11 protein-coding genes are annotated in these 13,503 nt (G+C 48.4%); 8 read left to right on the top strand and 3 right to left on the bottom strand.

The window, feature by feature from the left end; all coding sequences use genetic code 11:
* The first annotated feature begins 50 nt into the window (after positions 1-50).
* The 8 genes from EL633_RS04045 to EL633_RS37780 are packed head-to-tail and all read left to right on the top strand — an operon-like array spanning position 51 to position 8,982.
* Positions 51-1,097, top strand: coding sequence for a polysaccharide deacetylase family protein (locus EL633_RS04045; protein ID WP_126625965.1), 1,047 nt, complete (start codon positions 51-53; stop codon positions 1,095-1,097).
* Between the two features lie 25 nt (positions 1,098-1,122).
* Positions 1,123-2,439, top strand: a complete 1,317-nt coding sequence (locus tag EL633_RS04040; protein WP_126625964.1) for a carboxylate--amine ligase — start codon at positions 1,123-1,125, stop codon at positions 2,437-2,439.
* Positions 2,436-3,668, top strand: a complete 1,233-nt coding sequence (locus EL633_RS04035) for an NAD(P)-binding domain-containing protein (RefSeq protein WP_126625963.1) — start codon at positions 2,436-2,438, stop codon at positions 3,666-3,668. Before EL633_RS04040 ends, EL633_RS04035 begins: the two co-directional genes overlap by 4 nt.
* A gap of 55 nt (positions 3,669-3,723) precedes the next feature.
* Positions 3,724-4,767: a polysaccharide deacetylase family protein gene (locus tag EL633_RS04030; protein ID WP_126625962.1), complete on the top strand. Its 1,044-nt coding sequence runs from the start codon at positions 3,724-3,726 to the stop codon at positions 4,765-4,767.
* Entirely contained in the window at positions 4,745-6,037 is a 1,293-nt protein-coding gene (locus EL633_RS04025; protein ID WP_126625961.1) for a carboxylate--amine ligase, read from the top strand. Before EL633_RS04030 ends, EL633_RS04025 begins: the two co-directional genes overlap by 23 nt.
* Before the next feature lie 13 nt (positions 6,038-6,050).
* Positions 6,051-7,280, top strand: coding sequence for an FAD-dependent oxidoreductase (locus EL633_RS04020; RefSeq protein WP_161981928.1), 1,230 nt, complete (start codon positions 6,051-6,053; stop codon positions 7,278-7,280).
* A gap of 41 nt (positions 7,281-7,321) precedes the next feature.
* Entirely contained in the window at positions 7,322-8,389 is a 1,068-nt protein-coding gene (locus tag EL633_RS04015) for a polysaccharide deacetylase family protein (RefSeq protein ID WP_126625959.1), read from the top strand.
* Entirely contained in the window at positions 8,389-8,982 is a 594-nt protein-coding gene (locus EL633_RS37780) for an acyltransferase (protein ID WP_126625958.1), read from the top strand. Before EL633_RS04015 ends, EL633_RS37780 begins: the two co-directional genes overlap by 1 nt.
* A gap of 116 nt (positions 8,983-9,098) precedes the next feature.
* Here EL633_RS37780 and EL633_RS04005 read toward each other — a convergent pair whose 3' ends face one another.
* From EL633_RS04005 to EL633_RS03995, 3 genes are all read right to left on the bottom strand, one after another.
* Positions 9,099-10,043, bottom strand: coding sequence for an MBL fold metallo-hydrolase (locus tag EL633_RS04005; protein ID WP_126625957.1), 945 nt, complete (start codon positions 10,041-10,043; stop codon positions 9,099-9,101).
* 17 nt (positions 10,044-10,060) lie between these two features.
* Positions 10,061-11,638: an L-glutamate gamma-semialdehyde dehydrogenase gene (gene pruA, locus EL633_RS04000; protein WP_126625956.1), complete on the bottom strand. Its 1,578-nt coding sequence runs from the start codon at positions 11,636-11,638 to the stop codon at positions 10,061-10,063.
* A gap of 164 nt (positions 11,639-11,802) precedes the next feature.
* Positions 11,803-13,293 (bottom strand): thioredoxin-like domain-containing protein, encoded by a 1,491-nt coding sequence (locus EL633_RS03995; RefSeq protein ID WP_126625955.1) that lies wholly within the window; start codon positions 13,291-13,293, stop codon positions 11,803-11,805.
* Positions 13,294-13,503: the final 210 nt, after the last annotated feature.

Here is a 13,503-nt window from a genome sequence, read left to right as displayed (position 1 = left end):
TTCATATCACGCAGGTATTATGTTTCTTATGATCGTAGGGGAAAGATTTTATGCGTAAAATGATACGGCTGCTGTTGGCTGCAATTTTGTATTATTGTGGTCTGGTCAGGATCGCTCGTTGGCATATGCGCCATCAGGGGCCGCGTTTATTGATTCTTAACTATCACCGAGCGAGCCTTGGGGATATCCGTCAACATATGCGCTACTTGAAGCGACATTATCGTGTTCTCCACCTGGAGGATGCATTAGATGAGTTGTATGCTCCTGCCACGGCCGCAGGGAAGATGGCGGGCAAACGTACTCCTGTCGTGATAACCTTCGATGATGGCTATTATGATAACTATACCCATGCATTTAAAGCTGCCGTTGAGTTGCAAGTTCCTATCACCATTTTCTTAATTCCTGGCTACCTGGATAGTGGCAAGCACTTCTGGTGGGGGGAGGGAGAGCGCCTGGTCAAACAGACGTCGAAAGAGGAGATAACCCTTGATGACAGAACCTATCATTTGCATCTGCCAGTGGAGCGTCAGGCGCTTGCTACTCTCATTGATACACGTTTGCGTATGGCGGATAGCGTAGCTGTTCGCGAACAATTTCTGACTCAGATACAACAAGATCTTACCATAGAGGTACCGGATTCTTGCAGAAGAGATGTAGGAGATGTTAATATTCCGCTATCATGGGAAGAAGTATTAGAGATGCAGAATAGTGGTTTCGTTTCTTTCGGTGCCCATACCATAAATCATCCTGTACTTTCCTGTTTGTCTGATGCAGCGGAAGTACATTATGAGATAACTGCATCTCGTCAAGTATTGGAAGAACGTTTGCAAAAGCCTGTACATTGTTTTGCTTATCCCATTGGACGCACCGAGCATATCGGGACAACAGCACTCGAGGCAGTACGTGAGGCCGGGTATACGTGGGCAGTGACAACCACAAAAGGTATTGCCACACCGCAGAGCGATCCTTATCGTCTTGAGCGGGTTCTGGTGGATGTACGGCGACACTGGCTTTTAATTGCCGCTGAAACCTCGGGCATCTGGAGTATGTTTGCTCCACTATGGAAACCATTTATCAATGAAAAAGCTGATATATAAGTTCTCTTAATTATTGAGGTGCTACGTGGTATATCGTTCATCGAATGTAGAGAACATCGCTGATGCTAAATATGGACTTGCAGAGCAACATAAAAGTAGTGCAGGTATCACAACAAAGAAATATGATGTTCTGGTGCTTGATGCTGCTCTACGTCAATCTCTGGTTGCCATCCGTTCATTGGGCCAGCGCGGCTTGAAAGTAGCAGCGTTGGAGGCTGAAACTGCTGTACCTGCATTCTCTTCACGCTGGTGTCAGCAAGGCGTCATTTGTCCTGCCAACGCGGGGAGCGAAGCTTATCTGAACTTTTTGGAGCGCTGGCTAGAGCAAAATGGAGCCAATGTGATCATTGCTTCTTCAGATAGTACTGTAGCTTTACTCAGACAATATCGCGAGCGACTGGAAAAGTATGCGCAGATTGCTCTGGCCAGAGATCCTGCTATGGGATTGGCAATTAATAAAGAACTAACCCTGGAGGTGGCCGGCACATTAGGTTTAGGCATTCCTCGTGGCTTAGCGGTGCACTCTATACAAGATGTTTCTGCGGCATTAAAAGAGATAGGTCTACCGGCAGTTATCAAACCGGTTGAGTCCTGGCTTTGGAGTGAAAATCAGGAATATGGAGCTCGTTTCGCGTCGCGCCTGGTAACCACGGTGGATGAAGCAAAGCAAGCAGTCGAAGAATTGACGCAACTGGGTGGAGTAACCCTGTTCCAGCAATTTTTAACTGGCCGACGAGAAGCAATCAGTGTGATGTATGCCAACAATGAGGTTCATGCTAGCTTTGCCCAGTGGGCCAAGCGCACAGAGCCACCGCTCGGCGGCACATCAGTCTTGCGTCAAAGTATTCCCTTGCCGCCCGATACAGGAACTCAGGCGGAGCGGCTGATACGCGAAATGGATCTCGAAGGCTATGCAGAAATCGAGTTTCGTCGTGATCGTGCTGGTATTCCTTATCTCATGGAGATTAATCCTCGTCTGTCTGCTTCTGTAGAGATCGCGGTACGTTCGGGAGTAGATTTTCCTAAGCTGTTATATCAATGGGCCAGTGGTGAAACAATTGATACAGTCTCTTCTTATCGCGTTGGAAATTGGATGCGCTATCTGAAAGGGGACATCATGACTACTATCGAAGCGATACAGCAACGTGGTCGTCCTGGGGTTACCCCACCAGCTCAAGCAGTACTGAGTTTCGCAGCCTCTTTCTTGAAGCCTATGGATTACGACTATGTTGATTGGCATGATCTTAATCCGGCTATAAAAGCTTCAATGGAGTTTACGTCAAGTTGGGTGGGGGGAGCTATTGTTAAGAGGTTCTCTCGTTTAAAAAGGAGTTTTAGGTGAGCGTTGTATCTGATCAAAAGGAAGCGCAACAATCAACCCCGGTAACACAGTATGATGTTATTGTTGTTGGCGCTGGCCCATATGGTTTAACTACTGCGGCACATTTGATTGGTAAAGGTTTAAATGTCGCGATCTTTGGCAAACCCATGGAACTGTGGGCCAAACATATGCCCCAGGGTATGTATCTGCGCTCCCATTGGTGGGCGACCAGCCTCTCTGATCCACAAAAAAAATATAGTTTTGCACGTTACCTGAAAATGAAGCATATTCACAATCCCTATCCTGTTCCTATAAAACTCTTTTTAGATTATGCCTTCTGGTTCCAGAAAAATGCCGTGCCCAATGTCGATGAAACGTATGTAACTTCGGTGCAACGAGAAAATGGACGTTTCATTGTGACGTTGGAAGACGGTCGCGTGGCGCAGGCAAAATCGGTGATTATGGCTGTCGGGGTCTATTACTTTTCTCGTCGTCCTGCCGAGTTTAATGGTTTTCCGCAAGAACTGGTATCGCATTCTTTTGATCACGGTGATTACAGTCAGTTTAAAGACAAAAAAATGATGATTGTCGGCTGTGGACAGTGCGCGGTTGAGTATGCAGCTTTGCTGTTAGAAGATGGTCAGGCAGCGGAAGTGCATCTGGTGGCGCGACGCAAGATTAACTGGTTAGGGCGGGATCGACACGATGAACGCTCACTCTGGGAAAAGATTCAGGCTCCGAGCGCGGGTATCGCTCCTGGATGGGAAAACTGGGTGTTGGAATATATGCCTTACTTGTTCTATCGCTTCGCACAGCCGAAAAAGGATCGCTTCATCAATTCGAATTATCAGGCTGCCGCTTCAGATTGGCTCCGAGATCGTGTGTTGGGCAAAGTAAACATACATGAGCATACTACGATCAAGGAAATGAAGGAGCAGGATAACAAGCTGACTGTGCGTCTTTCAGATGATCAGCAACTGCAGATCGATCATGTGTTACTGGGCACCGGCTATGAAGTCAAAGCTCAGAACTTGACCATGATTGATCCTACACTGTTAGAGCAGATTCAGACAGATAACAATATCCCTGTGCTTAATCATTGGTTTGAAAGCAGTGTTCCAGGACTCTACTTTATTGGATTGAGTTCTGTACGTGCCTTTGGACCATTATACCGCTTTGTGGTAGGTGCTAAAGCTGCGGGAAAACGTGTCGCCGCAGGTGCAGCACGCTATGTGGCTCACCAGAAATAAAGGATCATGCGAACAATAAATTCGCGGCCGAGTGGAATGAGGATGTTGGAGGTCTATGATGTATGAACGCTTACGTGTAGTACTGGCTATGGTTTTTTTCTATACTGGAATTACTAAACTAGCTCTACGCGTTAAAGAGCGTTCGGACCGCCGGCTACTCATTCTGAATTATCATAATGCGGACGGACAGTTGGAGAAGCAATTGCGCTATCTACAACGGCATTACCGCATTATGCATCTGGATGAAGCTCTTGAAGAACTTTTTGTACCGTTGTCTCAGGCTGGTACTGGTGGACGAGATCAACGTTTGCCAGTAGTATTGACGTTTGATGATGGCTATCTTGATAACTATACCGAAGGTTTTCGCCTGGCAAAGCTCTATCATGTGCCGATGACGATTTTCGTTATCCCCGGCTATATAGAGAATGGTTGCTACTTCTGGTGGCTGGCTGCTCAAAAATTGGTAAGTCAGCTCCATTCAGAGGTAATCACCTTTGCCGGAAGTACCTATAATATGCAATCGTTGCAAGATAGACAGGCACTGACCATTGCTATTGATGCGCAGGCACGGAACGCAACCTCGGTTGCAGAGCGGGAAGCGTTTCTCGCAGACATTCAGTTAATCCTGGGTGTGGCTCTACCCTGTAGAGACACGGATGCTCTGGATGGCAATATGCCGCTAACATGGGAGCAAATAAAAGAAATGGAAGCAAGCGGGCTGATTTCCTTTGGAGCCCATACCGTTAATCATCCTATACTGGCTAATATAGCCGATCCCACGGAGCTATTGTTTGAAATCAAAGAATCACGTCGTATTCTTGAAGAAAAACTTGGCTCCCCAATCCGCACATTTGCTTACCCTGTTGGCAAATTTCAACATATCAGGGAAAGAGGTGTTGAAGCAGTCAGGGCCGCAGGTTATACATGGGCAGTGACCACACTTGAAGAGCTAGATACTAGCGAGTCCAATCCTTTGTTCTTGGGGCGTATGCCAGGAGATACGGAAGTACATTGGATGGTCATGGCTGCGGAACTTGTTGGATTACTAGGTGTCGTATCACGAATCAGGAAAAAGTATGCAAAACTCTTTACAAAGTAGTACTATTCCTGGACATGACTCAGTGGGAGCGATCCATGCTGAGTCACGTCCTCCAACCTATGATGCTCTGGTGCTGGATGCAAATTTGCGCCAGTCGCTTGTTGCTGTGCGTACGCTGGGAAAACGTGGCATGCATGTAGCGGCGCTAGAGACGGCTCAACACGGCCATCGAAACAGGTCGATCCCGACATTTGCTTCTCGCTGGTGTGAGCATGCCTACGTAGCACCTGGATATGAGCAACAGACAGAACCCTTTTTGACCTACCTGTACCAGGTTTTGGAATATACAGGGGCTCGTGTTCTGCTGACATCTTCAGATGGCACGCTGGCAGTTGTTCGCGAACATCGGGCAGAGATTGAAAAATATACCCATGTGGCGCTGGCGAAAGACTCTGCCCTTGAAGCTGCTATCAATAAGGACCTTACACTGGAGGTTGCAGAGCGCCTTGGATTGGGTGTTCCCAGAGGCGTAACGGTTTCTTCTGTGAGCGAGGTGAAAGAAGCTATTCGCGAGATTGGTTTGCCTGCTGTTGTCAAGCCGATTGAAACCTGGCTCTGGGGGGAACAACAAGGTGTACGCTTGCTTTGTGAGTTGGTTACAACTCCTGAGGAAGCCTATGCGGCGGTTGAAAAGTTAACTCAGGGAGGTGGCACCACCCTGTTTCAACAATTCTTAACCGGGCGGCGTGAAGCGGTAAGTCTGCTTTATGCTCGGGGAACGATGTACGCCCGTTTTGCTCAATGGGCCAAACGTACCCAACCCCCATTGGGTGGCACCTCTGTTTTGCGCCAGAGTATCGCCGTTCCCGATGATATTGGTGCTCAATCTGAACGTCTGGTGCGAGAAATCGAGCTGGAAGGCTACTCTGAAGTGGAATTCCGGCGTGATGGGGCCGGTAAGCCCTATCTCATGGAGATTAATCCACGTTTATCGGCCTCGGTCGAAATTGCCGTGCGCTCAGGTATTGATTTTCCTTATCTCCTCTATCAATGGGCAGCCGGCGAGCATATGGACCCTGTAGTAAATTATCGTACTGGTGGATGGATGCGGTTTCTCGAAGGTGACATCGTCACAACTGCTGAAGCTCTGGCCCAGCGGGGTCGACCCGGAGTCACACCACCAGCTCAAACTATTTTTGATTTTTGTACAAGTTTTTTTAAACCTACTGGTTATGATTATGTTGATCTGAATGATCCCAGGCCTGTGTGGGCCGCGGCGAAAGATTTTACTTCTCGCTCGGTGCGTAAACTCAGCAAGCGATCATCTTAGGAGGAATTTATTAATGAGCGTATCTTTAAATCTTAAAAAGAATCAAGAATCTACCCCTTCTGCACAATATGATGTCGTGGTCCTTGGTGCGGGCCCTTATGGTCTCTCTGTGTCTGCACATTTATTGGGTCAGGGCTTGAAAGTGGCTACCTTTGGTAAAGTAAATCATTTCTGGCGCAATCATATGCCTGAAGGTATGCTTTTGCGTTCTTACTGGTGGGCCTCCAGCCTCTCTGATCCACAGGGAAAATATGTCGTTGCTCGCTTTTATGAAGATAAAGGCATCGAGCCTACTGATCCAATGCCAAAAGAGCTTTTCCTGGAATATGTGAGCTGGTTCCAGCAGCATGCGGTGCCTGATGTAGATGAAACCTATATCAGTAAAATTATACATCTTGATGATGGAAATTATCGTGTCATGTTGGAGGATGGACGCGAGCTCATCAGTAAGACGGTAGTCCTGGCCCCTGGCCTGCACTACTATAAAAATATTCCTGAAGAATATTCTCACCTGCCTTCCTCGCTGGTCTCACATTCATCTGATCACTCTAATTTAGAGCATATGAAAGATCAGAAAGTTGCGATTATTGGTGCGGGTCAGGCTGCCTTAGAGACGGCCGCATTATTATATGAGCAGGGAACCGACGTGGAAGTTATTTGCCGCCGACCCCTGCACTGGGTGCCAATGGGCAATGCTAAGGTCCCCTCCTGGATTCGTCGTATCCGTGCTCCAAAAGCAGGCATGGGAGATGGCTGGAAGAACTTTTTCCAGGATAAATACCCTTACTTCTTGCATAGTATATCCCGTGAACGTCGTGATGCTATGGTGGATACCACACATGGACCGGCTGGCTCACACTGGCTTAAGCCACGTATCCTGGGGAAGGTGAAAATCAAAGAAAGCATGCAGGTGGTCAAGGTTGAAGAGATTGACGGCAAAGCCAAACTGACCTTTTCAACTGGGGAAGAGGCTGTCTTTGATCATATCATTGTTTGCACTGGCTATCTCCCAGATGTGAAATCCCTGCCTATGTTGGATCAGGATATCAAGGATGCCTTGCAGTCTCACCGGGGCTCTCCAGTTTTGAATAGCTGGTTTGAAACCAGTATTCCTAAACTCTACTTTGTTGGCTTCTCCGCTGCACGTAGCTTTGGGCCTTACTATCGTTTTGTATTAGGTTCTGAAGCCGCTGCTCGCCGGGCTACCGCATCCATTGTCAGACAACTTGTGGGTGCGCGTTAAACGTGTGCTTGTCGTAGAGAGGTTTGCTGAAGGAAGGTAGAATGAGTAAGAGAATATTGGTTATGCTAGCCAGCCTCTTTTATTATACAGGCCTGGTTGCTCTGGCACGCTGGTGGACCCGGCGTGCCGGGCAACGGGTCGTGATTTTAAACTATCACACCGCTGTTGGTGGCAATTTATTGCAGCATATGCTCTATTTGCGGCGTCATTATCGCATAATGTCGCTAGATGCTGCCATGGAAGAGCTCTACTCTGGCCGCAAGGATCCTGAGTATAAGAATGATCGACGCGTGCCGCTGGTAATTACGTTTGATGATGGTTATGTTGATAATTTCACGTATGCTGCTCAGGTAGCGCGTGATTATTGCATCCCTTTCACTATTTATTTGATTCCTGGCTATATTGAATCTGGCAAGCGTTTCTGGTGGCTCGAGGGGGCGAGTATGTCTCGACGTGCACGTGCGAGCGAGGTTACTCTGGACAAGCACACCTTTCAATTGGATCAGGCTGGAGCACGAGGTGAGCTGGCCCAGTTTATTGATGATCGTGCTCGCTTTGCAACTTCAGTTGTTGAGCGCGAAACCTTCCTGACCACCGCCAGTGAGCAGCTTGATCTCTCGCCGGTACCCGATGAACATGATCGTGATTGGGATCTTTTATCCCTTAATTGGGAGCAGGCGCAAGAGATGGATAAAGGTGGCTGGATCTGTTTTGGGGCACACACCATGCATCATCCCATCCTCTCTTATATTACAGATCCAACAGAGATGCGTTATGAGATAGCCGAGTGTCGAAAGGTGCTTGAGCGCAAACTTGGACATCCTATTCGTAGCTTTGCTTATCCGGTTGGGCAGGCCCAGCACATTGGGGATCCCGTAGTGCAGGCAGTCAAGGAGGCCGGTTATGATTGGGCGGTCACTACAACCTATGGTTTCAACACTCCTAAGAGTGATCCATATCGTTTGTCCCGGATTGAAGCTGACATTGATCAACATTGGTTAGTGGTCGCCGCCGAAGCTGCCGGACTATGGGGATTTATTGCTCGTTTGCGCTGGATGCCTTTTATCCGCAATAATTTCACCAATGCTCGACGTAAAAAAGGAAAATAATGCAAGATAGACCGTATTATGTTCATCCACAGGCCGAAGTAGAAGATGGTGCAGAAGTTGGTAGTGGCACACGTATCTGGCGCCAGGCCCATGTGCGCCAGGCTGCTCGCATTGGTGAGCAATGCAACATTGGTAAGGGCGTCTATGTGGAATCCCATGTCTCAATTGGATCGCGGGTAAAGATCCAGAATCATGTCTCGCTGTTTGAGGGGGTCACGGTTGAGGACGGTGTCTTTATTGGTCCCCACGTCTGTTTCACCAATGATATGTATCCACGTGCGATTACTCCCGAAGGACAACTGAAGAGTGCCGATGACTGGGAAGTGACAGAGACCCTGGTCAAGTACGGTGCCTCAATTGGCGCGGGGGCAGTAATTGTATGTGGGATCACGATTGGTCAGTTTGCTCTGATTGGTGCTGGAGCAGTTGTGACTAAAGATGTTCCTCCCCACAGCCTGGTATTGGGCAATCCTGCACGTTTTCATGCTTACGTATGCCGATGTGCTCACCGGCTGAGCTCTATACAGGAGCGAGATAACCAGCTGTCAGGTTGGTGTGAACAGTGTGGCACACTTTGTGTCTTTGATAAGTAGTTACCGTTGATCCGCATACAAAGCAGTAAAGAGAGATCGCCGCTGGCAATGACTATGCGCTTGCCAGCGGCGATCTCTCTTTTTTATCATTTCCCGAAGCTCAGGTCTGCTGTTGACTACTTCGATGAAAGTCTTTCAGGATGCTGCTTTTTCCAGTAGCGTATATAACCCTGGACAGTCATTTCGTAGTTTGTAGCCAGATCATAGCGTTTCATGATTTCTGCGTTTGCCCCTTTGCGCTGTAGTTCTGGTTGGGTTCGTGCAATCAGCAACTCAACAATCTCTGCTTCGCTTTTCCCCTCTTGTAAGCCTCCCAGAACAATATCACCCCAGGCAAATAACTGCGCGCGGAAGCGTTCAAGATAAGGAATTGTATTGCGAATTGGTCCAAAATGGGCAAGATACAGCACATCAGGATGCAATCTTTTTAGCAAGTCTACAGTTGCGGACCAGGCTTCAATATCAACGTCAGGTGGTGGTGTTGGTGGGCGAACATAGTCCACCCCAGGGAGATGGACTCCGGCGGCATCGCCCGCGAAAAGTTCACCTGTATGCACATCATAGAAAACAACATGATGGCTGGCATGTCCGGGTGAGTAGTGAACCTCTAAGCGCCGTCCCGCGATATTGAGGACATCTCCACCTTCAATAACCTGAATATTCTCTTCCGGGACCGCTTCAACCTTCCCCCATAGCTCCTGCATGCGATCTTTATACACGCGTTTGGCGCTGGTCAGCAATTTGGCAGGATCCTTCAGATGGGGTGCCCCTTTGCTATGAACCAGTACTCGTGCATTGGGCATCGTATGAAGCAGTGTGCCTACGCCTCCTGCATGATCCAGGTGAATATGGGTCAGCAGAATATGCGTAACCTTTTCAGGAACAATTTCAGTTTCCTGTAATAAGGCCAGCAAAGACTCAAGCGTTGTTTCTGGACCGGGATCGATGAGTGCGACCTCATCTTTTCCGGACAGGACATACGCTCCAATGACTTCCTGTTCTCCCTGAAATGGCAAGGAGATATGCCAGAGCCCTGGATTAAGTTTATTAACGCTTGCCAAGAGCTGCTCCTTCGTTTTTACTTTTTCACTGAGATGGCTTTGGCCTGTGTGAAAAGAAGCAGGTAGTCCCGACCACCAGCTTTCGAGTCAGTACCTGACATATTGAAGCCGCCAAATGGGTGAACACCTACTAAGGCACCTGTGCTCTTGCGGTTAAAGTAAAGGTTGCCAACGTGGTATTCTTCTCTGGCGCGTGCGATATGCTCTGCACTTTTTGAATAGAGCGAACCGGTCAGGCCATATTCTGTGTCATTCGCAATGTCCAGGGCGTTTTCAAAATCTTTGGCTTTAATCACTGTAAGTACTGGTCCAAAGATTTCCTCTTGCGCGATTCTGGCATGAGGATCAACCTCGGCAAAGATGGTTGGCTCAATAAAATAGCCTGGACCCTGTTCGCCTCCACCCAGGAGAAGTTTGCCTTCACCTTTTCCAATCTCAATGTATTCCAGGATCTTTTTCTTTGCATTCGCATCGACGACTGCCCCCATGTAGGTTTCTGGTCGGGTTACATCGCCAAAGGATAATTTTTTGGCTTTTTCAACAACTTTTTGTAGGACCTCGTCATACACCGCTTCAACGATAATGGCGCGGGAGCCTGCTGAACATTTCTGTCCCTGGAAGCCAAAGGCAGATGAGACAATATTGGTTGCGGCATCTTCCAGATCGGCGGTTTCATCTACCACCACAGCATCTTTTCCGCCCATTTCCAGAATTGAGCGTTTGAGCCAGCGCTGTCCAGCTTGTACTTTAGCGGCTCGTTCGTAGATGCGTAATCCTACTTCGCGTGAACCGGTGAAAGAGATAAAACGGACATCGGAGCTATCAACCAGGGTATCTCCGATCATTGAACCCGAGCCGGTCAAGAAATTGACGACTCCAGCCGGTACTCCGACCTCTTTCAGAATCTGGATAAACTGATATGCGATGGCTGGGGCTGTGCTGGCAGGTTTTAGCACCACGGTATTACCCGTTACAAAGGCAGCGCTGGTCATACCGGCCATGATGGCGCAAGGGAAATTCCAGGGCGGGATTACTGCGGCCACGCCGAGTGGAATATAGACCAGTTCATTATCTTCTTCTGGAATGCGTGTAATCGGCTGCTCTTCGGCCAGACGCAGAGCTTCGCGTGCATAGAACTCCAGGAAGTCGATAGCTTCGGCCAATTCTACATCGGCCTCAACCCAACTTTTGCCGACTTCATAGATCATCCAGGCATTAAGTTGGAAACGGCGCTGGCGTACAAGTTTGGCGGCTGCGAAAAGATAGCCGGCTCGCTCTTTTGCTGGAACACGTTTCCAGGTTTCAAATGCCTTTGCCGCTGCCTGGATCGCCTCATTTGTTTGTTCGCGGGTAGCAGACACGAATGTGCCGATAATTTGATCGGGCTGACCAGGATTGACAGAGGTAAAGGTATTTTCGCCCTTTACCTCTTGTCCTCCAATGATCAGGGGATAGCTGCGTCCCAATTCATTTTTTACCTGCTCAAGGGCAGCCGCCTGGGCCCGTTTATTTTCTTCCTGAGAAAAATCAGTGAAGGGTTCATTCACAAATGGCTTCTGGGCGTGGGTGAGAACATCTTCAAATACGGTTGTCATATAAAACTCCTTCGAAACGCTTCACTGGTCTGAGTGAATAATTATATCTTCCATTGTATCTCATAAGGGGATAAAGATGAAAGCGTTTGGTTTGCTATAGCTGAGATATTTCTTCCCTGAAGGCTTCGGTGTGTAGATGAAGGTATCACTAACACGTGTTGCAGCTACATATGGATAGGCAGCGTCCTGACTGTTTTGTGTTCAAGATCGAGGATGCGAATGGCAGAATTGTTGGTATCGGCAATATAAAGCATACCATACTCGGTTGCAGCAATTCCCGCGGGCTCATTAAACTGGGCCTCTGCGAATGTACCATCTTTAAAGCCTGCTTCGCCAGTACCAGCCAGAGTCTTTACGGTCAGGGTCTCTGGATTAAGTACTTTGATGCGATTATTATAGGTATCGGTTAGATAGAGTTGACCCTGAAAAAAGCAGAGGGCCTGAACATGTTGCAGGCGTACTTGAGGGCCACTCCCATCTTGATCTCCAAAGACAAAGAGACCTTCTCCGACTAGCGTGCGAACCTGCCGCTCAGCAGTGAGTTCGATAGCCCGGATGGCACTGGTCTCGCTATCGGCCACATAGAGCGTGTGTTCCGCTAATGCCAGTCCGTTTGGTTGCGCAAAAAAGGAGTCATTATACACGCCATCGCCAATTCCCTCCGCGCCCTGACCAGCGAACGGCGCAATCTCTCCACTCTCCAGATCCAGTATTGTGATCTGATGGAGGCCAGCCATGGCAATATATACTTTTTGCTCGTGATATTGCAGATCCCAGGGTGAACTCAGGGCGACAGTATGGGCAGGACCACTGGTTGGAGTGCGCACCATGCCATATTGGCTTCCCGTACCAGCCAGTGTGCTGACCTGCTGCGTGTTTAAATCCACCGCTCTAATCAAATGATTGTCGCTATCTGCTACATAGATATACGACCCTGCCAGGTAAACACCTTGAGGGCGGTTGAATTGTGCCTGTTGGACGGTGCCATCTACCTGGCCAGGAGCGCCGGTACCGATCATCTGGCGTACCTGGCCCTGTAAGTCTGTTTCAAGCAGGCGATGATGGCCTGAATCACTGATTATGAGACGATCGGACCGTGTATCGACCGCGATTTTGCCTGGAAAGGCCAGTAAGGATTGCGTGGCGAGCGTACGTACAAACTGAAGTGGTTGGTGGCTCAGTAACCCTCGTGCCTCGAACTCTTCCAGCATCGGGCGTAGCAGCTTGATGGCCTGGGCCGGTATAATCTCGCCTTCATGCCGTTGGATAACACGTCCTTCCGGGTCGATAAATATCAATGTTGGCCAGGCACGCACAGCATATTGTTGCCAGAGATACATACTACGATCATTCACCACCGGATGCTCTATATCGTAGCGTAGTACGGCATCACGCACACTATTCGTGAATTGCTCACGTGGAAATTTGGGTGAGTGTACACTGACAATCGTGACTGTATCGGGAAATGCCGCTGCTATTTCGCGTAGTTGGGCCAGGGCATGCATACAATTAACACAACAAAATGTCCAGAAATGTAGAATCACCAGGTGACCACGGAGATCCTCCAGATGTAGTGGATGATCACTATTAATCCAATCTAATCCGGCTGGAAAATCTGGCGCTCTTACCTCACCTCGAAATTGTGGTTTTGTCATCTGACCCCGATCCTTTCCGCGCTCAATATACTCCTTTGATGATATCACATGCGTTGAAATGAGTCGCTGGATAAGAGGTTTTTGAAAAAAATAACCTCTGATATTTGAAGCTAATTATTGCTTTGCTTCGTGATTACGAGTAAATGTTCCAGTAGAGGTAGCCATATTTAGCTTACCTCTACCTCTTTTTGTCGAGTTTTTTAGCCCTGT

This window comes from Dictyobacter alpinus, from assembly GCF_003967575.1.
GTDB lineage: Bacteria > Chloroflexota > Ktedonobacteria > Ktedonobacterales > Ktedonobacteraceae > Dictyobacter > Dictyobacter alpinus.
The sequence above is the reverse complement of the archived record's forward strand: the minus strand, read 5'-3'. Positions and strand labels throughout refer to the sequence as shown.

Bases quoted from the DNA above. Each gene is read 5' to 3' on its own strand.
- EL633_RS04025 (WP_126625961.1), top strand. From the start codon at position 4,745: ATGCAAAACTCTTTACAAAGTAGTACTATTCCTGGACATGACTCAGTG.
- EL633_RS37780 (WP_126625958.1), top strand. From the start codon at position 8,389: ATGCAAGATAGACCGTATTATGTTCATCCACAGGCCGAAGTAGAAGAT.
- EL633_RS04015 (WP_126625959.1), top strand. From the start codon at position 7,322: ATGAGTAAGAGAATATTGGTTATGCTAGCCAGCCTCTTTTATTATACA.
- EL633_RS04030 (WP_126625962.1), top strand. From the start codon at position 3,724: ATGATGTATGAACGCTTACGTGTAGTACTGGCTATGGTTTTTTTCTAT.
- EL633_RS03995 (WP_126625955.1), bottom strand. From the start codon at position 13,293: ATGACAAAACCACAATTTCGAGGTGAGGTAAGAGCGCCAGATTTTCCA.
- EL633_RS04020 (WP_161981928.1), top strand. From the start codon at position 6,051: ATGAGCGTATCTTTAAATCTTAAAAAGAATCAAGAATCTACCCCTTCT.
- pruA (WP_126625956.1), bottom strand. From the start codon at position 11,638: ATGACAACCGTATTTGAAGATGTTCTCACCCACGCCCAGAAGCCATTT.
- EL633_RS04045 (WP_126625965.1), top strand. From the start codon at position 51: ATGCGTAAAATGATACGGCTGCTGTTGGCTGCAATTTTGTATTATTGT.